The 22,340-nt window shown below is 36.7% G+C and carries 21 protein-coding genes; 2 read left to right on the top strand and 19 right to left on the bottom strand.

Annotation, left to right across the window (positions count from 1 at the left end):
* Positions 1-4: 4 nt before the first annotated feature.
* From DVR12_RS26995 to DVR12_RS26945, 9 genes are all read right to left on the bottom strand, one after another.
* On the bottom strand, positions 5-3,283 hold the full coding sequence (locus tag DVR12_RS26995) for a TonB-dependent receptor (RefSeq protein ID WP_158563388.1): 3,279 nt from the start codon (positions 3,281-3,283) through the stop codon (positions 5-7).
* A gap of 198 nt (positions 3,284-3,481) precedes the next feature.
* Entirely contained in the window at positions 3,482-4,513 is a 1,032-nt protein-coding gene (locus DVR12_RS26990; protein WP_116978934.1) for a FecR family protein, read from the bottom strand.
* Positions 4,514-4,595: 82 nt separating this feature from the next.
* Positions 4,596-5,153, bottom strand: coding sequence for an RNA polymerase sigma-70 factor (locus DVR12_RS26985; protein ID WP_116978933.1), 558 nt, complete (start codon positions 5,151-5,153; stop codon positions 4,596-4,598).
* 274 nt (positions 5,154-5,427) lie between these two features.
* On the bottom strand, positions 5,428-5,889 hold the full coding sequence (locus DVR12_RS26980; RefSeq protein ID WP_116978932.1) for a hypothetical protein: 462 nt from the start codon (positions 5,887-5,889) through the stop codon (positions 5,428-5,430).
* A 30-nt stretch (positions 5,890-5,919) separates the two neighbouring features.
* Complete coding sequence (locus tag DVR12_RS26975; protein WP_147323553.1) at positions 5,920-6,507, bottom strand: SMI1/KNR4 family protein; 588 nt, start codon at positions 6,505-6,507, stop codon at positions 5,920-5,922.
* 92 nt (positions 6,508-6,599) lie between these two features.
* Positions 6,600-7,193 carry a hypothetical protein gene (locus tag DVR12_RS26970; RefSeq protein WP_116978930.1) on the bottom strand — a complete coding sequence of 198 codons (594 nt, stop codon included), beginning with the start codon at positions 7,191-7,193 and terminating at the stop codon, positions 6,600-6,602.
* A gap of 75 nt (positions 7,194-7,268) precedes the next feature.
* The gene (locus DVR12_RS26965; protein ID WP_116978929.1) at positions 7,269-7,679 is read right to left on the bottom strand and encodes a hypothetical protein; all 411 of its coding nucleotides are present in this window, start codon (positions 7,677-7,679) and stop codon (positions 7,269-7,271) included.
* 384 nt (positions 7,680-8,063) lie between these two features.
* Entirely contained in the window at positions 8,064-8,366 is a 303-nt protein-coding gene (locus DVR12_RS26955) for a hypothetical protein (RefSeq protein WP_116978927.1), read from the bottom strand.
* A 332-nt stretch (positions 8,367-8,698) separates the two neighbouring features.
* Positions 8,699-8,902: a hypothetical protein gene (locus DVR12_RS26945; RefSeq protein WP_116978925.1), complete on the bottom strand. Its 204-nt coding sequence runs from the start codon at positions 8,900-8,902 to the stop codon at positions 8,699-8,701.
* 898 nt (positions 8,903-9,800) lie between these two features.
* Between DVR12_RS26945 and DVR12_RS26940 the strand changes: the two genes are divergently transcribed.
* Positions 9,801-12,956, top strand: a complete 3,156-nt coding sequence (locus tag DVR12_RS26940) for a SusC/RagA family TonB-linked outer membrane protein (protein WP_116978924.1) — start codon at positions 9,801-9,803, stop codon at positions 12,954-12,956.
* A gap of 22 nt (positions 12,957-12,978) precedes the next feature.
* Positions 12,979-14,391, top strand: coding sequence for a RagB/SusD family nutrient uptake outer membrane protein (locus tag DVR12_RS26935; RefSeq protein ID WP_158563387.1), 1,413 nt, complete (start codon positions 12,979-12,981; stop codon positions 14,389-14,391).
* A 151-nt stretch (positions 14,392-14,542) separates the two neighbouring features.
* On the opposite strand, the gene DVR12_RS26930 is transcribed toward DVR12_RS26935, so the two are convergent.
* The 10 genes from DVR12_RS26930 to DVR12_RS26880 form a co-directional block, all read right to left on the bottom strand.
* Complete coding sequence (locus DVR12_RS26930) at positions 14,543-15,094, bottom strand: hypothetical protein (protein ID WP_116978922.1); 552 nt, start codon at positions 15,092-15,094, stop codon at positions 14,543-14,545.
* Positions 15,095-15,640: 546 nt separating this feature from the next.
* Complete coding sequence (locus tag DVR12_RS26920) at positions 15,641-16,162, bottom strand: hypothetical protein (protein ID WP_116978921.1); 522 nt, start codon at positions 16,160-16,162, stop codon at positions 15,641-15,643.
* Positions 16,163-16,349: 187 nt separating this feature from the next.
* The gene (locus DVR12_RS26915) at positions 16,350-16,829 is read right to left on the bottom strand and encodes a hypothetical protein (protein WP_116978920.1); all 480 of its coding nucleotides are present in this window, start codon (positions 16,827-16,829) and stop codon (positions 16,350-16,352) included.
* A gap of 168 nt (positions 16,830-16,997) precedes the next feature.
* Entirely contained in the window at positions 16,998-17,366 is a 369-nt protein-coding gene (locus DVR12_RS26910; protein ID WP_147323552.1) for a hypothetical protein, read from the bottom strand.
* A 126-nt stretch (positions 17,367-17,492) separates the two neighbouring features.
* Positions 17,493-17,921 carry a hypothetical protein gene (locus tag DVR12_RS26905; protein WP_116978918.1) on the bottom strand — a complete coding sequence of 143 codons (429 nt, stop codon included), beginning with the start codon at positions 17,919-17,921 and terminating at the stop codon, positions 17,493-17,495.
* 91 nt (positions 17,922-18,012) lie between these two features.
* The gene (locus tag DVR12_RS26900; protein WP_116978917.1) at positions 18,013-18,348 is read right to left on the bottom strand and encodes a hypothetical protein; all 336 of its coding nucleotides are present in this window, start codon (positions 18,346-18,348) and stop codon (positions 18,013-18,015) included.
* Positions 18,349-18,600: 252 nt separating this feature from the next.
* A complete protein-coding gene (locus tag DVR12_RS26895; RefSeq protein WP_147323551.1) occupies positions 18,601-19,215 on the bottom strand; it encodes a hypothetical protein in 615 nt (204 codons plus the stop codon).
* Positions 19,216-19,338: 123 nt separating this feature from the next.
* Positions 19,339-20,109, bottom strand: a complete 771-nt coding sequence (locus DVR12_RS26890; RefSeq protein ID WP_116978915.1) for a toxin-antitoxin system YwqK family antitoxin — start codon at positions 20,107-20,109, stop codon at positions 19,339-19,341.
* 502 nt (positions 20,110-20,611) lie between these two features.
* Complete coding sequence (locus DVR12_RS26885) at positions 20,612-21,046, bottom strand: hypothetical protein (protein ID WP_147323550.1); 435 nt, start codon at positions 21,044-21,046, stop codon at positions 20,612-20,614.
* Entirely contained in the window at positions 21,003-21,986 is a 984-nt protein-coding gene (locus DVR12_RS26880; protein ID WP_116978913.1) for an RHS repeat domain-containing protein, read from the bottom strand. The genes DVR12_RS26885 and DVR12_RS26880 overlap by 44 nt, the downstream gene beginning before the upstream one ends.
* Positions 21,987-22,340 lie beyond the last annotated feature (354 nt).

The following is a 22,340-nucleotide window of genomic DNA, read 5'->3' as shown; positions in this document are numbered from 1 at the left end:
TCAATTAAAACCCAACATTAACGCCTACAGTAAGGGTACGGGTACGCGGATAGAAATTCATAGTTCCGATACCTGGTTCCAATCCGTTTACTTCGATATCCGGATCACGACCGCTGTAACCGGTGAAGGTCAGCAGGTTTTGGCCAGAGACATACAAACGGGCCTTACGTACATACTTGATTTTGTTGGTATTGAAATTATAGCCCAGGGTAAGGTTATCCAGTTTAACGAAATCACCTTTTTCCAGGAAGTAGTCAGAATATGCATATGATCCGTTGATTGGCTGATCCAATCCTTTCTTCAGGAAGTTATCAGAGAAACGAATTTTGTTCATATACACCATATCAGTGATATTCAGGATATCGAACAGGAAGCTACCTCTCAGGAAGATCGACAAATCAAAACGACCATAAGAAAGGTTGTTGCTCATGCTCATGAACATTTTAGGCAAACCATTTCCGATGATTTTTTTGCCCTGTGCATCCAAAGACGGATCTTCTGCCTGCGTATAGAATATCCATTGGTTTTTACCAGGACCCTGTTTGTCGTCGAATCCTTTAAACACTTTACCATAGAAGTTACCGATAGCCTGACCAGCTTCACGGCGGAAAGCATTACCCATATTATTAGGTAGACTGTAATGCTCAACAGGCGCACTGTTGGCCGCTCCATAGGAAGTAGATACCAACAGGTTTTTATTATAGGAGAAAGTAAAGCTGTTACTCCAGGAGAACTTCTTATTTTCAATGATGTTGGTATTCAATCCCAGTTCCACCCCTGTATTTCTGATTACACCAAGGTTTACCACACTGGTTTGTGCAATGAGAGATGGCACAGGTGCGGTAGCATCCAGGAGCAGGTCGGAAGTTCTGCGATTATAAATATCGAGGCTACCGGTTACACGACTATTGTGGAAGGAGAAGTCGATACCAAAGTTGTATTCAGCTTTCTTTTCCCAACGCAGATCCGGATTAGGATTGGAGCTGTTGGAAGCGCCATATGTAGGAGTAAATGCACCATTCCACAGGAACTGAGCACCAGTAGTGAGGGTTTGCAGGGAAGCATAGGAACCCAGCCCCTGGTTACCAGTGATACCGAATCCGGCGCGAATTTTCAGGTCTTCAACCAGGCCTTTGCTGAAGAAAGACTCCTGACTGATGCGCCATCCTGCATTTACAGCAGGGAACCAACCCCATTTGTTATTTCTACCGAATTTAGAAGATCCTTCACGGCGTACAGAGGCAGATAATAAATATTTATCATCGTAGCTATAGATACCTCTACCAAAGAATGCAATCAGTTTGCTGGAGCTCTTGCTGCTACCCAGGTCGGAACCGGTACCTGGAGTTGCTTTGAAGGCCTGTCCGGCACCCAGGTTATTATAGCTCATTGCATCGGTGAGGAAGTTCTGGTTAGAAACGTTGAAACCTTCAGACATAAAGTCCTGGTAGCTGTAACCTACCAATCCGGTGATATTTTGTTTACCTATTGTTTTAGCATAATCGAGGGTATATTCAAAAGTCTTATCGTAATCGAAAGAAGTGCTACGGCTGGCGTTTCCATTCTGACCATTAATTTTGCTCTGCCATGCATCGCGTGACTGGTAGTAGTAAGAGATAACATCTCTGCGCTGCATTGCGAAGAAACCACTTACATTGAGTCCGGGTGCCAGGTTCAGAATACCTTTCAAACTTCCGTTCAGGTGTTTGATTCTTTCTCCGTCTTCGGTTTGCATGCGTCTTGCATAAGGGTTACCTACGCGGTCTACCGGATCTTCGAAATAGGAACCATCCGGGTTAAATACCGGGAATGTAGGGTTACGACCTACTGCATCCCCGAAGAGGGTATTATCGGTTTTATTGTATTGAAGGAAAGAGGTAGCGAAGTTACCCTGGATTGTTAATCTGTCGTCGATAGCTTTCTGAGTGAAGTTCAGACGTGTATTCACGATCTTTCTCCAGGTGCCGATAGCGATACCATCGAGGTCGCGATACGAAACAGCAGCACGGATGTTGGATTTATCTGTACCACCGCCAACAGAAATATTATGTACCTGACTCAAAGGCTTTTTAATCAGGGTTTTGAACCAGTCGGTATTTGCACCACCATCATTGAGTATAAAAGTTGGATTTATTTTTTTGTACTCTTCGGCATATGCACGGTATTCGTCAGCAGTGAGTACACGAGGGAATTTGTTTACCTGATCGGTATAAGCATATCCGTCGTAGTTTACGGTTGCAGCGCCATTTTTAGCACGTTTGGTGGTGATGATAATTACACCATTGGTACCACGGGTACCATAGATAGCCGCTGCGGAACCATCTCTCAGTACGTCCATAGAGGCGATATCTTCCGGCGAGAGGTTATTGAGGTTGCCACCAGGGATACCATCAATTACGATGAGTGGTCCACCACTTCCTTTAACGGAGGATATACCACGGAGCTGAACGGAAGGTTGTCCGTTTGGATCGGTACCCTGGTTATTTACGATTACGAGACCAGGCACTTTTCCTTGCACGAGTTGCATTGGAGAAACAACGGCACCGCGATTGAAATCTTTTTCAGAAATGCTGGTGATGGCACTAGTTACGTCGGTTTTGCGTACGGCGCCATAACCGATAACCACTACTTCATCCAGTTTTTTACGGTCCTCTTCGAGAATTATTGCGAATCCTGTTTTGTTAGCCACTGGCACTTCCTGAGGGAGGTATCCGATAAAGGAGAACAGGAGGATTGCTTTAGTATTGGGAACTTTTATGGAAAATTGTCCATTTGCATTTGTGATCACACCGTTGCTGGTACCTTTTACCACGATGGTAACACCTGGTAAGGGTTGACCGTCGCGAGTAGTTACAGTACCTTTTACAGTAATTTCCTCGGCAGCGGTGGCAGTGTTCATGTTTTTACCGGCATTGGCGCGGTTATCAGGAATGATAACGATATGCCTGTCGGCGATGGTGAAGGTGGCATTAGTACCTTTCAGGGCTTCTGTAAGGACAGTCTCCACACCACAATCGATTGCATTTAAATTGATTTTTTTTGTGACATCCAGTTGATCCTGTTTGTAGAAGATGGAATAGTCGCTGTTGTTTTCTATAACCCGGAACACTGAATCGAGCGTGCTGTTTTTGACCTTAACAGTCATTTTTGTGTGCTGCGAAAATACAACTGATGCATTCGCCTGCACAAGACAGCAAAACGTGAAAAATGCAGAAAGTTTCATAGCGAGCGGAATTTTTGGCCGGCACCATTGGGGTGCTGGTAAAAAGGATTTTTTTTTCATACTTTTACTTTGGTTGAGTATTGTTGATGACGATTTTAAAGTTGTATCAGCAATCATCCAAACGGGGAATGGTCCTAACATTTCCCGTTTTTTTTGCATAGGTGTAACTATAGCTATTGCCTGATACAATGCATTCCGAGTACATGAACAATCATGTAAATAAGTCTTGTGTAAGTGCTACAGGGATGGCATTCCTGTTTATTGCGGCGTTTTAGCCGATTGTTGCCAGTTGATAAAAATTTCGTTTCCAGTGTAAGTGTAAATAACAGGTGCAGTGAGGCGGATTACATCCAACGCTTTCCATACTGTTTCATCATCGTAGAATTTACCGGTGAACTTCAGATTCCTAAGGCTGTCGTCTCCCAGTTTTATTTTTATACCATAAATTGCTTCCAGTTTTTGTGCCAGTTCTCCCATGGTAATACCTTTGAAAGATAATGCCTCTCCTTTCATCTGCATACTGCGGGTAAGATCGGATGACTGCACACTCATCGTTTTATTTTCACGGTCAAACACAGCTTCATTTCCGGCTTTAAGTACCTGTACTTTTCCAGCACTATCATATCCTTCAATCTGAACGGCTCCTTTAACCAGGGTGGTTACAGAAACAGGATTACCCGGATAAGCCAATACTCTGAATTCTGTTCCCAATACCCGCACGGCATAGTCAGGAGTTTTTACGATGAACGGGGCTGCGGCATTTTCTGCTACTTCAAAATATGCTCCACCAGTAATTTCAACCTCCCGCCGATCTGTTCCAAATGCTGAAGGGTAGCGTAACACAGTGTTTCCATTCAACCAAACCTTTGTACCATCTGTCAACACCAGTTGCATACGCTGTCCTTTTGAAAGCGTTACCTGGTTATATCCTGCCACAGGAACTACTTTGTTATGAGAGATAAGTGTATACCAGGTGGTACCAGCTATCAATAACACAGCAGCTGCTGCGGCCCATTTCCACCAGCCGGTGTTGTGGCGGATGGTCAGGTTATTTTTGGGAGTGAGCATCATTTGCCGTTGCATTTTTGCCCATTCCGCTTCAAGATCTATCTGTTCATACATGGCTGATTCTGCCGCCTCTTGCCATAATTTTTTCCATTCATCGAGCAATTGTGCGTTAGCAGGATCCGCTGCCTCCCAGGCTAATACTTGTTCTACTTCCGCATCTGTAGCGGTTTTGCCCAAGTATCTGCTAATTAATTCCAGGTCTGTTTGATCAATAGGTTCCATAAATTACTTACAAGACATAAAAAGATAGGGGTACCCTTACGTGGACTAAAAATTTTTTTTCGGGGGATAATTATCAGTGTTGTTATAGTAGTTTCAAAAACATCAACAACATTGACAATGCACTGGCCAATTTTATTCGCAATACCCGTAAAGCCTTGCTGATCTGAGCTTCTACAGTTTTTACAGAAATTCCCAACCGGGTAGCGATTTCACTATATTTTAATTTTTCGAAACGACTTAATATAAATATGCGTTTGCATTCTTCCGGGAGCAATTGTATGGCGGCGTAGATCTGTTGACGTAATTCGGCATATTCCATTCTCGAATTCACTGCATCAGCCGTTTCCGTGAGCAGGCCTTCCATTCTTTTTTGTTTGGTTTTGTTTCTTTGCAATTCATTCAGGCAACTGTTTCTAACGGCATTAAAAAGATAAGATTTCAGTGCAGTATGGATCTGCAACGACTCTCGTTGCTCCCAGATATTTAATAATACAGCCTGTACAATATCTTTTGCCTGTTCCCGATCATCCATATAACCATTGGCAAACCCTGTAAGTGGAATAAAATATTTTCGGAATATTCCCTCAAAAGCAAGCTCGTTATCAACTTTTAAATAAGTTAACAGTTTTTGGTCGTCCATACCCTGACAGTGTGATTTAGAAATGTTTGCTCTGGTGTAATGCGTGCATTAATGGCCAATATACAAAGCCCGCTCCAATATAACAGCTTTTTTCCAGTATCGGGCATATTCGTATGTAATCAATGTATTTTAGCCAGGTGTATGGTCAAGGCTAATTTATTTGCTTCGTTTATTCGAGGTAGTCATATTGGTATACCTAATATATCTCCATATTTAATATTTTGCAAATACATGCCCTAACTCCAAAAAGCAAATGAGTTGAAATACCAGCGGTTTAATCTAATTTATAATCACAATTCAATACACCCACAACTGTTGCTAAATCCAGAGCCATCCTCTCCTGCTTCTTGCTTAAATGAAAGAGCTTTACATACTCACCTCTTACCAGGTATTCATATCTATAAATTGTGACAACAAAGATGTAATTATTGGATTTTAGTTTGATGGAAATTAACATAATATGATCTCTATTATAACTAAGTGGCTCATTGATATAGTCCTTCAACTGGAGCTCACCAGTTTCAATAAGATTGATACAGTGTTTAAACCTTTCATTCGAATAATTGCCTAATACTGCCATTCTCCCTTCCAAAACATCTTCCATAGAATATTCGGTATACTCCTTTAATACATTGTCGATAAGTTGACAGGGCAACCTATCTAACCATTTTGTATTTAACTCCTTTCTTACTTTGGATTTCTTAAAAATGGTTTTAAAGAAATTAAGGAGAATCATTGTTATATGATTTTATGAATGACTGAATAATTATTGCTTCCAATAGGTTGATTTGGTATTTATTCCTCTAATAATTCCTGTCCAAGCTTCAATGTTAATGTCCAGGCCCGAGTTTTCATTATATTGGAAGACATTACTGTTGAAACATTCTGTTATACTCATTAGCATCGCACTAACAGAATCGAAATAGGAATACATCGGATTTAAAGACAGTGCACTTTTTGAATATAAAAATATCATTTTATGCGTCTTACTTTTTGAATCGGAATTATATAATAGAAAGTCGCCCCCATAGTTACCGATTATTGGAAAGAAATTCTTTTTCCATAAATGATATCCATCATCAGGATTACATAATGAGCTTGCATACTCTAATGGTAATATTACTCCTTCTGCACTGTAATCATATAGGATTGTATATTCGATGGGATTGTAAAAAATTCCGTTTTTCCAGGAATACAATTCAACTAATTCCTCATCATAAATATTATGGGATTCTAACAAAGATAAAATCTGATTTTGGTCCAGGGGTTCATTATGTTTGTTGTATAAAAAAGTGGCTTTTTCGGCTATAACTTTATCAAAGTTGTTAAGAATAGATGTAAAGTTTTCTTTCATGTTATGATTAGCATTACAATGTAATGCCTGGCTGGATTCTATAAATTTCGATAGATAATTTTTCTCCATTATACAGGTACTTTAAACAAGTATTATCTGAGCTTATGAGCACTATTTAATGTTCCAATAAGTTGGGTTGAATATTTAGAAGCAAACTCAATATACTCCTGATCAACCACTTTGGTAAGCATTGCCTTTTTAATTGGACTACTAAAAACTCTAAGGCTCACAATTGTTGAAGGAAAATTTTCATCATTATAATAGAATCTCAAAGTTTTAGTTTCTCTTTGACCAACGTGCATTAGCTTACCCGGGATAATGGCGTTGGGAATAATAGAAGACCTAATGCTTTTACTAATTGGTTGGATAATGTCTGAAAGCTCAACTTCTGTTTCAAAAATAGTACTATCAATTTTATAAATGTAAACAGGAGTTTGATGTATACTTCCCCAGGTATTATCGATCCAAAGAGTATCTAACGAATGCTTAATTACTGGTATTTCTGGCAGCCATAAATCGATAGTTGAGTTATTTCTAAATAAGAGCAGATACTCAAATTCAGTGACCTTAATGCATTCATAGGAAACACTATCTGTGCTATTCTGACAAAATCCGGATTTTGAAAATAGCAAACATACAAACAGCATCATGGAATATTTAAATACTTTCTTTTGCTGATTCACCATTTATTCATTGGTTTATTTACAAGTTTTGAAGTTGATAATTCTTTACAATAGTCGAAATGACAATATGTTTTGAAATTAAAACTTTCTTATGGGCTCAAATTCAAACTTTCTCTTTTCTTTATTGTACCAGGATACTATAGAGGGTAATTCAATATTATAATAGACTGATAACCAGCCCAACATAGCATAGTACAAGCCTTCTTCCTGAAAGTATATAGGGTTCGTTACTACAGATTTAATGTGCAAGCAAATTTTCATGTTTGGCCTTTTCCTCAGTATTTCCATCGATAATTCTGAAATTGCCGGCTTGATATATTTATCTAATTCTTCAATACTTAAAAAAATAATTTCATCTTCTAGTTTAATATAGATTTGCTCAGATAAATAGATACAGCCAGTTCCTAATTCAGCATTAACTAATTCATCAATATCCAGAAAAATTGCAATTCCATTTATGCCTTTTAGCAGAGTAAATTTATGTACCATTATCTGTTAATTATTCATATTTGTGAATGTCATTCATTACTCAAATATGCCTTTATGTGTTATTTTATAATTCAACATTAATCCCAGATAAACGATAACTATACAAAATATTAGTACCCCTAAAGCTGTAAGTGTCTTCTTTCCTTTAACGGCATTTTTAAAAAAATGCCTTATTATTAACCATGTTGGAAGAAAAACAATAAATACTAACAGAAAATACAATATAAAAATGACAGCTAAGGCACTGTCATTAAATCCACTTAATAATTTCATATTCATGCTTAAAATAACAAAAAACTGAGAATAATCGTTAGAATGCATTAGTCCTTACTTTTGCAATATTATACTCCTTCAAAACTTTGTATTTATCTTCATATCCTATCCTCAAATTTTGATAGGCCAACAACTTAATACTGATATTGCAATATGCCTGATATCTGTTTCATTCACACGTAATCCACCAACTGGGTTATATCTGATAAACAATACATAATTATACAAATCATTGCATTCGAAATCGTTTGGCTCTAATCGTAAGTCGACACCCAAAAACGTTACTCTGTAATAAATTCCACCTACTACATTCAAACTATCGCCCTCGTCGATAACCGAAATACCAAAGGCTTTCTTAAAAACAATTTCTGCCACTACTTCCAGAGGTTTATCAATGTTCAGGTATAGTCTCATAATATTTCATAGTTAATAGGTTTGGGTTGAGGTTTAAAAATTCTATAAAAGGGATTCTGTTCAGATTAAAAACCAATCCATGCATAGAGAATTATAAAAAAAAGTAAAATGCTTACCAGCACAGTAATACCTAAGCCCATAATAATCTTTGTTGCTGCAGACTTTTTTGTTTTCCTAAATACCATGATAAATATCCCTACTATAAAGACAACCCCTATTAAAAAACATAACACAAAGAAAGAAGTGATACTCTCCCAACTCATAGATGTTAGTTGTACGATACATTCCATTATTTAAATTCTATTTGATTCAGATTTTTATTTCACAAATTATTAGATTTCTTGCCAATCAGCTTCAACATTTTTATATTGGTCTGGGAGCAATCTAATTGCATCTTCAACAGTACCATAAGGTCCATCCTGAGGCGACTCCCAATTTTTATCGCTGCTAAATCTATATAGATTTCCTGAATTCTCATATTTGCAAATGGCAAGTCCGTATACTTCCTTCCTTTCCTGGCTGTCCAATATCTCCAAAATACCAGCAAAGGCTTGATTATAAGTTCTTAAAAGAGAATTGTCTGTATTACTGGTATTTGTAAATCCAGATAAGGTTATGAAACCATAAAGCGGTATTGCCTGGATTTACGTATAGTCATATATGATAAAAGGTGTCATTTTTGATTCTGGCTTTGTTTATGCCACCTAAGTGGTATTTGTTTAATTCAGACGAATCGTTTATATTGCATTTGTATTAATAAACTGAAATCTAAACCAAAGAACTAAAATCTGAGCTGCTGTCAACTATAGATAATCTGTTACTCAATTAATTATGAATTTCAATGTTTTACTAGAGGTTTTTGCTTAGGAAGTATTTCATACAATAGATTACTATACTTTACAACGTCAATGTTAACTACGAAATATGTTCCTGTACTTTGTACAGCGCCAGCTTAATGCCATGCTGGTGAATGGCGTATTTCAATTACTTGTATTAAAATGCAAAACAGCATTCAATGATTTATTTAAACCAAAATCTGGAAGTACCAAAAACAAAGCTATTCTCATAAATGGGATGAATACATATTCGTCATAACAAAAAGTGTTTGCTTATGAAATTATTCTGGTTACCCCAAGGGGGACTATGAGATGTTTTTGCTGTTATTGAAAATGAGAGGAACCCTTGAATAGCCTGTAAGGCTATGAGAATCGCTATGATTATATAATAAATTAAACTTTTACACCAAGATCTGATTATGCAGATAAATAATAGACTTTAAATAAAACAATCAGTTTTTCCTGCACTTGCAAGGTATGCTTATGGAATCAATGTAGTTACCGGTTTGGTGACTAACGGCTATTTATTGCGTGTTATTTAAACATAATAAGGAATCCTAAATATTTTATCAACTAAAGTTAAGCTCAATTTTTATTTATGAAAAAAACACTACAATTTTTGTTACCCCTGTTGCTAATTGTATTTCATACAATAGCACAGGATCGTACCATAAGCGGTATTGTAACATCAAAAGAAGGCAATTCTCCTATGCCCGGGGTAATTGTGCACATTAAGGGCACAGCACTGGGGACCAGCACGGACCAAAGTGGTAAGTTTACATTAAAGCTAACTAAAAATGAAGTGCTGGTATTTAGCTTTGTTGGTTATATCGAACAGCAGATAAGTACTAATAACCGGACAAGCTTTAATGTTTCTCTGGAAACAGATCGCCGTGCACTCGAAGAAGTGGTGGTGGTAGGTTATGGAACCAGACAAATTAAAGATCTCACTGGATCAGTTGGGGTGATAAAAGGAAATAAACTCGCTGCAGAAGCTAATGTGAGCTTCGATCAGGCGCTTTCCGGTAAACTGGCCGGTGTGCAGGTAACCTCCAGCGGTGGCCTATTGGGTGATGGTATTTCTGTTAGAGTACGTGGTGTAAACTCTATCTCCGGAAGTGCTTTACCTTTATTTGTAATCGATGGAGTACCCATGATTCCGGAAGAAAATCTGAATCTTATGAATAGCGGTAATGGAACGCGTTTTAATCCATTATCTATGATGAATCCGAATGATATCCAGTCTATTGATGTTTTAAAAGATGCTGCTGCTGCTGTATTATATGGCTCCAGAGCAGCAAATGGAGTTGTATTGATAACCACCAAAAAAGGTAAACAAGGAACTGCAAAAATTTCATTTGATTCTAAAGTAAACTGGAGTCAGGCTACTAAACTACCAAGCTTGCTGAATGCACAACAGTTTACAATGATCAATAATGAAAAGATTGCTAATGCTGCGAATAAATTTGGTAACAATGTAATCATCGCAAAAGACACTGACCTGGATGGCGACGGAAAACCAGACGAGACAAATTGGATGAAAGCTTTGTATAGAACCGGTTTCGCACATGATAATGCAGTATCACTTTCTGGCGGTAGTGAAAAAGCTACTTACTATGCCTCTGCCAGATACGTTGATCAACAAGGTATCGTCTTTGGCAACCAAATGAAAACCGGCCAGGTACGTGTGAACATGGACGTTACACCTACCAAGTGGTTGAAAGCCGGAATTAATGTAGGTTATGCTAAAACATTCAACAAAGGAGTATTGAGTGATCGTTATTTAGCAGGTGTTGGTGTTTCTGGTATGAATGCATTTCCTAATGTGGCATTATATGATCCGAACAATACAACTGGTTTTAATCTGACTTCTAACGGCTTATTAGGTCTGGGAAATAACGTGACCACCGTAAACGGTACCAAACTTGTTTCCAATAATATTTCCAATGTATATGCAGGTATTGCTATGCAACGGAATGAAAATACGCCGCAGAATATGACGGGTAATGCCTACATGGAAGTCTCTCCTGTTTCCGGATTGAAACTGACTACCAAGATTGGAGTAAATTACCTTAGCAACTTTGAAGATCAGTACAGCAGTCCATATATTAATGGTTTGGGTAGTGCATATAATGGCATGGTACAGGACTATTTCAGAACTAATAACCAATGGGTATGGCAGAACTTTGCCACCTATGACCGCACTTTTGCAGATGCACATCGTGTATCTCTTACTGTAGGTGAAGAATCACAATTCAATAAGGAACAGCAAACCTTTGCTGGTGGTAACGATTTTGCAGATCCTTTCTATCAAACTCTTATTGATAATACCTATACTGGAATTATCGGAGGAGAAACGTCACTGTGGTCTGGCGGAGACCTGAAATCATGGGGAATCCAATCTTATTTCGGCCGTATCGGCTATACCTTCCGTAACAGGTACATGATTGAAGGCGCATATCGTACCGATGCTTACTCTGGTTTTGGTATTGATTCACGCTGGGGTAAATTCCCGTCAATTTCTGCTGGCTGGGTTGTAAGTGAGGAAAACTTTATGAAAAGCATTCCTGTTATCAGCTACCTGAAAATACGCGGGAGCTATGGTAGGGTTGGTAATATGAATGGTATCGATCCTTATGCTTCCCGTACCCTGTATGGCGGTGGATTATATGCTTCCCAGAATGGTTTTGCCACTTCTCAGGCTGGTATCTCTACCCTGAAATGGGAAACTTCTCAGAAGACCGATGTTGCGCTTGATATACATCTCTTCAAAGATCGTATCGGTATCGTAGCAGAATACTTTAAGAATAATATCAATGGTTTGTTGCTTGATGCACCGGTATTATACACAGTAGGTATACCAAATGCTTCTGTATATACGAATATTGGCGCTATGAGCAATAATGGTTTTGAGTTTACTGTTAATGCAACGGTATTAAGCCTTAAGAATTTCAACTGGACCAGCTCTTTGAATTTCACTGCAATTAAAAATAATATCAAAGCACTTGTTAATAACTCAGACCTGCTTGATCCTAACTTTAATCCAGGTAGGGCAAGTGTTGGTAAACCACTAGGCGAATATAAACTAGTTCGTTGGGCTGGTGTAGATCCTGCAAATGGTAATTCCAGGTTCCTGACAAGTGATGGTAATGTAAAATCCTATGACCCCGTAGCTCAAAAATGGTATGATGCTGAAGGAAAAGTAACTACTGCTATTGGTGGTGGTGATGCTGTTTACACTGGCAAAACCGGAATGCCAAAATATTATGGTGGTTGGGATAACAATTTCAGTTATAAAAACTTCGAGCTGGGCATTTCATTGGTATACACCGGTGGCTACTACATTTATAATTCTACCCGTGCAGGTATGTTGAGCAATAGCTTCCAGAACAACTTAACTGAAATCCTCGACAGATGGACTTCCGCAGGTCAGAATACCAATGTGCCAAAACTGTATATGATGGATAACACAGGGAACCAGACTTCTACCCGTTTTCTGGAGAAAGGTGATTTCCTGCGTGCCCGCACTATAAGTCTCGGATATACATTCAGACAACCTGTATTCACCAGACTGGGCTTCAATAACCTGAAAGTATATGGCCAGGTATATAATGCCTTCACAATCACTGGTTATTCCGGAATTGATCCTGAAGTTAACTACAACCGTAACAACACCAATATTGCAACAGCAGTGGATAGCCGCGGCGTACCGCAGCCAAAAACTTATACCCTGGGCTTAAATGTTGGTTTCTAAAAACTTGTTTCAATCAGAACACATGAAAAAGATGAGATTATTATTTAATATAGGCATGGTTGGATGCATGCTGACTTTAGGTTCCTGTGAAAAACAAATTTTTAAGGAACCCTATGCATACCTTTCCCCGGCTGATGCATTCAGCACACCCGATAAAATCAGTAAAGCTGCCACTGGTATGTACGACCAGCTGCAAAATGCTAACTTCTTCGGAGGAAGAGTATTGGTCTATGCAGACATTAGAGGTATAGACGCTGGTGTTCCGGCATATTTCGGCGACGTACCTAAATTTAACACCTTGTTATCTACTAATTCGTACGTTAACGATGCCTGGAGAGGTGCTTACCGTACAATTTACGAGGTAAACGTTTTCCTGAAAAACCTGGCTGCCAACCCGGGTAAAGTGTCCGATGCACAGGCCGCTCAGTATACTGCTGAAGGAAAGTTTATCCGTTCCCTGGTATATTTCTACCTGGTAAACCTCTGGGCGCAACCATATAAATTCACTTCCGGTGCCAGTCACCTCGGTGTACCTCTGATACTCACTGCTTCGGATGATCCGTTTTCTGCTTCTAATCAGGTTCCCAGGAATACTGTAGCAGAAGTATATAATCAGATTGAAAAAGACCTCCTGGAGGCAGAAGCCGCCCTGAATTACCCGAATAACACCCGTGCTTTTGCAGATGTGGCAAGAGCTACTAAAGGTGCTGCTCAGGGATTACTGATGCGTTTATATCTCTATAAGGGAGATTACCAGAAAGCATTGGACTATGCTAATAAACTGATCACTTCCGGAAAATATGCCATGAACACAGATGGTCCGGCAACTGCTTTCCGGAATTTTACCACCAATGAAAGCATTTTTTCAGTTGGCATGAGTGGTGGCGATAACCCTAATACTAACAACGCATTAGGACAGCATTACTCTCCGGATGGCAGAGGCGATATCGCTATCAGCCCTGATTATGTAAACTTGATGGAGGCTACCGATAAACGCAGAACAGACCTGGTAAGAACTTATGCTCCCGCACCTGGTACTTTATGGTCTACAAAATATGTAGGCGTGGCAGATTGGGTACCCGTACTGCGTTACAGCGAAGTACTGTTAACAAAGGCAGAAGCATTGGCTAATCTGAACACTGCTGTAGATGCAGACGCTGTGGCACTTGTAAACCTAGTGCGTAGCAGGTCTAATGCTACCCCTATCGCTGCTCCAGCCACCAAACAAGGGCTCATTAATGCTGTAATCCTGGAAAGAAGGATTGAACTGGCATTCGAAGGTCAGGGTATCCTGGATTTCCTGCGAACCGGAAGAAATATCCCTGCACATGCTACTGTGAATGAACAGGCTTACGGCTCCGATTACGTGGTATTTCCGATTCCGAAATACGAAACAGATATGAATCTGAAGCTGGATCAGAATCACGGTTATTAATACGATTGAAAACCTGAAAATAAAGGGGCTGACCAAAAAGTCAGCCCTATTTTTTTGCCAAAAAAATCTTGAAAAGATCTAAATGGAAGTTTTTATGATCATTTTGATTTAGTCTTTCTATTTTAGAACAAAACCGCCGAGCATCCTATTTTTAGTTATCCAATTTAAGAAATACTATTTCTTTAATCTGTAACTTATCTGGTATTTCATTTAGAGAGCTGACACCTTCAGTTAATGGGGATGTTTCTGGAAGATCCAGCAAAATGTTAATTCTTTTATCCCTTTTACTTGTCAGAGCAAGGACACCATCTGGGGAATTATTCAAATTTGTCGAATCAATGCTATCTTTTACTTCTTTAAATTGGCTACCTACACGGTAATTACCTTTACCAATACTTTCATCTACAATCGTAATTCTTGAAATTACAGTTTGATTTTCCCAATTCGTCTCCAAAATAGCCAGTAACCTGTTATTACCTCTTTCCTTAAGTAATACAGCTTTCCACTCAACGCCTTCATCCTCAATAACTGTATCTTTTAAATTGTACTTCTCATTCAGGACTAAATTAATTCTTACCTGCTCGATTTTACTATCTAAAATACTGTCTTTCAATACATCAAAGATATCTTTCTGAGAGCTTTCACACCCAAACAATATAAAAACTACAAAAGCTATTACTCCTATGCATTTTACTCTATTCATATTAAACCATATTTATTGTACCACTTTGGCCTAACATCATTAATCCATTGCCCGATCTTATAACCTTCGCTGCTTAGTGGAGTATTATTTTCCAACTAATTTCCTGCCTACTCAAAAAGACCAGGTTCTTCCGATGCGTTTATGGTAATTGGACCTGTAAACCCTTTAGGTTTTTCAGAAGATTCTTCCCTTTTTTTAGATCTATTTTCAGGAAGCATTGTTCCATCTCCTTAAAAACTCACTGTGACTCTTTTGCACATATTTCTTATTCTCTGAATCAATAGACTTACCTTTTTCATCTACTGCATCAACATGCAAATAATACCCTACCACCTGTAATCTATTGGTACACAGACTTTATAGGCACACTCAAACGTCTGGCAGCTATAACCAACGCCTAATCGGAGATTAACGAACTCCCTGATAAAGATAAAGAGTGCATTTACTCCCTCCTGGATGCTTTCCTTGCTAAATCTAAATTGCAAGCTATTTTAAAATAAAAAGCGTAGCCTAACGACTACGCCCAATATTATTCCCCTCTAAAAACTAGTGACTTCTCCAGGAAGGAAAACCAACTGTATCTCTTGATTTTACAAACTTCTCATAATCAATCAACAAACTATCTCTTGGTGGATCTATATGTACAGTTCCCTTATAAACTAATCCTCTCTTATAAGGATAATTATAAGCTGCTGTATCAATATCTATCACTTCGACTACATGTGACTTATCATCTAAAGCATAGTCATCCATCAGATAGACTGGGTTACTGAATGATAAATATTTGATTGAAAAATTAATCACCGCCCCCCTATCCTGCTTTTCTGATCTGGAATAAAATTCAATTAATGCACTAGTATCCCTACTATTGCTTACATACATTGCAGGATTCAATGTTTTATAGTAAGTATCATAAACATAAACCTTCTTATTATCCTTCACTCGTTGATACATTTTCTTTCCATCAAACCGTTCATGTAAATAAGAAGAATACCAAGTAATTCCAACGACAACAAATATAACCACCATTGAAGTGATCCATATTTTAAACTGACGTTCGTTAAACATATACTGTTTTTATTGAGGTAATATATTCTAAAATTCCAAATCTACTAATTATCCTTTGTTTCTTCTTGCACCTTATAATCATAACTTTTCCAATTATTTACCGGTTTGATTTCTAATAGGCACTATCAAATTTACACTCAACTGATCTAAATTCTATTATTAATTGAATTATATGATATCTTGTTCCCTAACGTTTTTTTCCTGGCAGAATAATAGGTGTAGTATCTATTTCATATTTATCCAAAACTGAATAATATGCAACTTTATCATAACCAAATAATTCCGCAAAACTCAATTCAATTTTCAAACTAATAAGCCGTGGTTTTGCTGCGCTAGTATCCTTTGATAGATCAAATGGTACTGTAACGATAGTCTCTCCATCTAATTTCCCATTTCTTATTTGAAATTTAGATTGATCTGGAATTCCATATTTCTGAAAATAGACCGCAAATTTGTTTAACTGATCTTGAAATATAAAACTATCTACCCCAAAATTTATTGGATCCATTGCAATTAATCTCCTTAAGCTATCCTCTTGTTTCTGCTCCAAAAACATCAAAAATTTATGAACAGTTTGTATTCTAGGATCTGGTTTAACAGCATTCTGGCATTGAGAAATAGTCAAAAAAAATAAAACAGATAAAGCGGTAAACAAAAATTGATTCATGATAATTTCGGTAATTATTTATACTCATAATCAAATTAATTCGAAAGTTTAGCCTGAAAATTATTACAAGAATTTATGCATATGAAAAGTAATAATCCCAAACTTTAAACTAGTGGATTTGACTAATAATTAATAGTCCACTTAAATCAAAACAATAAAATAGAATTATCAATATTCTAATTCTCCTCCGTTCTTTTTGTAAATATCCCTTATTTTATTATATTCTTTTACAGCGTCAGGTTTAATTGTTACCTGGTTTCTAATCTCCAACTGTATACCTAAAAACATAACCTGTAATGTATACTGAGCTTTGCTTACAATTTGGCTTGAAGAAAGACCTTTATCCCAATCTTTAGATAATGGAATGGTACCATCCATCACGTAATTAACCAAATCTGCTTTTCCTTGTCCTGTTCTAAATGATTCATCTACATCAACCAAAAGGCCTGATTTAATTGATTCATTAATAATATTTGTAGCCGTATAAAATCCAGCTCTGGCCTTCTGTTCACTTCTGAGGCCTTCCATTTTCCTCATTGACAATGTAATAAAGTACTAAAAAACTAAAAAGACATTTGATAAATAGCAAACCCGGTCATCGACTGGGTTTGCTATTTATCAAATGCGGCTCCCAATGATAGACAACCTCTATTATATCATTATTTATATGTTTTCATAAATTGGGAAACCAGCAAGCAATCCTTTCTCATCAATCGATTTTTCTTCAACTAGAATCAAAATCAATTTATCATTAATACTTGGTTCAAGCTGCAATAGTAATCGCTTAGCTTTTTCAATTGTAGAATAATCCAATCCTGCAAAACCGAAACAAATACAATCAGCCTTTTCAAGATTTCGTAACAATAAATTAAACAAGATATTCGGTAATGAATATTCTAACCAACCAATACATGTAATATTATATTTATTCAATACTTTAGCAAATTTTCCTTTACGAAATTTCCATTTTGGATAGGAATATATCTTAAGACTTCTTTTAAAGGGGCAGTTTATAAAAGCTAACTTTCCATTCACTTTTATACTTTCAGCTTCTCCATAAGTGCTGACTACAAGTCTATAAATATTTCTCATTTTTATTATGCTGGAAAAGGAAAAACTGTAAAATTAGTGCTATGATAAGTTGTCGCAGGTTGCAAACCCAATCACATTAACCTTTTACACACTATCTAATTCTTTTTTTCAAAGATCGCAACTCATTGATTAAAGAATAATCATAACTATGCCAATTTGCTAAATAAAACAGATGTCCATTATTCTTCGTTTCATGAACCAGATTAGGACTAAATTTAGGCATGCGTTTAATGCACCGTGAATACGTAACCCAGCCAATTCCGTCTACATCCCCTCCGATATTACTTCTTAATGCCTCGGAGCTAAACACTGTTTCAATCAGCTTAATAGTATCTCGTTCTTTACTTACAAACATTGCAGGATTTAGGGCTCCATAAAAGGTGTCATAAACAAAAACTTTCTTATTATTCTTTATTTGACGATACATTCTCTTTCCGTCAAATTTCTCATATAAGAAAGATATAACCCAGGAAAGGTTAACTACAACAAATATTACGGCCTTTGCAGTGATCCATGTTTTAAACTGGCGCTCATTAAGAATAAATTACTAATTTGAATATCGTGGAATTTCGTACGTTCTTCAATTACCTCGATAAATTCCGTCTATATCAATACCATCACTTTATCTATTAATTGCAAACTGATATAGGAATCCAACTGTTTAGTTTACAATAAACATTCACCAGCAATAACCAATTGGTACACAGACTTTATAGGTACTATCATATTTACACTTAACCGATCTATTTTTATCATATTTAAATCGACCACCCTTAAGTCCAAAATAATGTACAGAGTCAATTTGTTGATTCAAAAGGAACAATTCACCTTTATTAATTCCGATACTGGTAGCTAAATCATCATTATAATTCACTTCATTAAATATAATATGGGCATTACCCTTCGTGGCTGCATTTATAATAATATTTACTGTTTGTCCATTTTTACCAAGCATTGGATTCATGGAGAATAAATAATACTTTTTACCTAAATACTTAAACTTCCTGATATCCTGAAGTTCATATATCACATCCCGAAAATTTGTATTCCTGGTAATTGGCATTTTGTTGTCATCAATTTGAATAAAGTCTTTCGAAGGATTATTAGATAAATAAATCTTTACATTCTTTTGAGGTAAAACGTAAAGAAATCCATTATTGATTCTTTCAACGTCATAACTAAGACTTCTACAGTTCAGTCGTTGCGAAATTATATCCTGCAAACCATCATCTAAACATTTATATTCCTTATTATAAATAAATAGAAAAAATGACAACATTAATATAGATTTCATTTTCTAATACATTTATTTTTTTGAGAACAGGGAAGTTCTTTCTAATACAATCGTACTCAAAGGACTTTCAGAATTAGGCAAGTTTGCTTAATAATACATTACTCTTTTAGACTATTAAAGAGTTCAATCAATGCTCAAATCTATGGAACTTGAATCTGATCTATTTATTTTATCATTGTAATAATCAACAATGATTGTTACAAGGTATCTACCTTTTTCTTTATACCTTTTTTCCAATGAAACTTTTTTAGCATATGGTAGATTATGAATTTCTTCCATTGAATATTCCTTTGAAGATATTTTATTAGGTACCTCTTCTTTATTCTCCTGTACCCTAACCTTAAAAGAAACCCCCTCAGGACCCCCCACAAAACAGTACATTTGAAACTCATCCCCAGCCTTCAAACTAGATGAATTATAAGCGATATAAATAGGCGCACCTTCCCATTTTACAATTTGTCCAGTCGAATCATAATTTACTAAAAAAAGTCTCCCTCCACTTAGATTTAGGAATTCAAAACTTCTAATTACTCCATTTTCATAATACAATTTCTGTTCTCCAAACCTATTGTGAATAAACCAGTTTTGTTGTTCTCGAATATTTCCATTTCTAAAATAATAAATCCATGTGCTATCTTTTTCCGCATCAGTGTAAAACCCTGTAGTTTGTAATTTCCCATCCGGATAAAATTTACTATACCTTCCATAAAAAACGGAATCCATATTCATTGTATATTCCTCATCCAGCTTATTGTTTTCATCAAAAATCTGCTTAATTAAAATGTTCTTTCCATCAATGACTTTCTTTTCTATCCGCACTTTGTTCATATTAGAGCAAGCAGCATTTAATAGTATAAGAATTAATAAAACAAATTTTCTATTTTGTACTCTCATATTATTTATTTCTTTTTGTCTTTCGTTGTACCTGCTTCAATAGCCATTAATTTATCAAATGCACCTGTACTATTATTCATATCGGCATATTCTTTATTCTCTTTAATGCAACATTTTTAAACAAAAAAACATTGGAGCTTAACTGAACGTCCATATTATTGTTGCAGTTCCAATTTAATATTTCAAAACATTAAGTGTAAGAAGAGAATCTGATACATTGTAAAAAGCCAAAATAGATTGATTAAAATTCAGATTATTGGCTCCATAACAAATAATTTCCGGAATACTATCAATGAATATGTATGCATTTTGCATAGACCTACCAGATTGTATGTAATGTAATTTGGTATCCTTGCAGCATTGCTGTAAAATCTTACATATCAAAGAAAGTTTGGAATGTTCAACCTTGCTTTGATATGTAAACTGAATTTTTCTCTTAAAAATCGAAGACAAATGTTTATTCCTGCGGCAAGATCAGACCTAAAATGTACCGTTTTATAATTTATTTGTCTACACAATTTAAAATCCAAAATAAACTATCAGGTATTTCCAGTTCGTAAGAAGTGAAATCACTTGGGCGTATCATCATTTTGTTTTCCGAAGGATCCTTTGAATTATATATAACCGGTAGAGATTTGCCAATAAACTGTCGATAAGTGTCAGGCCGAATCCCAATACCTGAAGCTTGATTTCTGTACTTTTTACCATCAACATAGAATTCATAGTTAAATGCCAACCTCCCTCTATAATCCCATCCCCGTTCAATAATGATACCTGTTGTCCAATATCCATTCTTATAAAGTCTGTTTTCCCTCTGGTTTCCCAACCAGAAACCACAGGTAGAGAACATCAGTGCTAAAATCACCATCCCAAACTTCTCATATCTCCTCAACTCATTTATCTTCTTTGAGAGCATCATTAGCTTTTTTTTGATCATTAAGATTAATTAGCATATTACCAAGTGAAGTACCAAAAAAGAATGAGGTAGCATTTCCACCCACCTCTCCAAAATGAGGTGTTAGTGCATTTGCGCCTTTACCGGCGGCAACATTTAAACTTCCTCCAACAAAAGTTTCAAATCCCCAGCGAGATATAGTTTTATTACCTAATAAAGAATTTGAAAATCCACTTTCTTGAGTATACTCCGCTGCTGAACCAATAGCAGCAGTTAATAACGGATTTGAAAATACTAAGTTTGCAGACATACTTGTATAATTAAATCTATCTAAACGTATTTCGCCGGTATTAATTAATTGAAAAGTTGATTGAACTGCCCCATCGGCAACTACTCCACCTATACCACTTCTCAATGTATTAGTAGCAACCAATGCAGTAAGGCTCGCTGTTCCGCTTGGGAAGGCTAGCGGTCCGGCTAATATGCCAGTTGCAATTCCTTTAAATATAGGATCATTAACAGCACCCTGCCCATAGTTAGGTCCTCCTCCTCCAACAGGCCCCATTATCGTCCTTAATGTATTCAACCGAATACTATGGTTTATAGCCCTTGTACGCTCTTCATTGCAAGATTGGCAAGATTCTGATGGAATAAACATTTGTTGCAGGCTCTTATTCCAAGTGTTCATTTGATAACTTTCAATAAGTATTTCATTATTAACTTGTAGAAACAATTTCGATTTAACCGATGATAATTCCCATCCTGCACTTTCTAACCCATATAAATCGATTGCCTGTATTGGAGTATTACTAGCAAATTGATATGGCGTTAATTCAGGATACTTCTTAGTTATAGGATCCACACTCAAAAACTTCCCTATCCTCGGATCATACATACGCATTCCATAATCCTGCTGGTTCCCCTCTCCCTTTACCTCATTATCATTCTCCTTCCCGTTAAACCCATAACGATAGCCTCCCATCGACAATAAACCACCATTACCAATTGAAGCACCGATTTTTAGTCATTTGTCATCATACATATAGGTGTAACTCTATAAATAAAGAATTCTAAGTGAGTTACTTTTATTTCTTATTTGAACAGCGAATGAAAAAAGAAACAAACATAAGAATGGGCTGTAGTACACTCAAAGAGTTTTCATAATTTGTTCATATACAATTACCAGAAAATGCCTTGTCTGTAAATAGATCAATATCAAATATGTAAACTTATTTCAGGACAAGACCCTAAATCAAAATCTATAAATAGAAAGACGAAAAACTGAATCTGAAATATTAAAATAAGCAAGAGTGGAGGCGTTAAAATTAATATTGGA

The sequence above is a fragment of the Chitinophaga silvatica genome (genome assembly GCF_003419895.1).
Classification (GTDB): domain Bacteria; phylum Bacteroidota; class Bacteroidia; order Chitinophagales; family Chitinophagaceae; genus Chitinophaga; species Chitinophaga silvatica.
The sequence above is the reverse complement of the archived record's forward strand: the minus strand, read 5'-3'. Positions and strand labels throughout refer to the sequence as shown.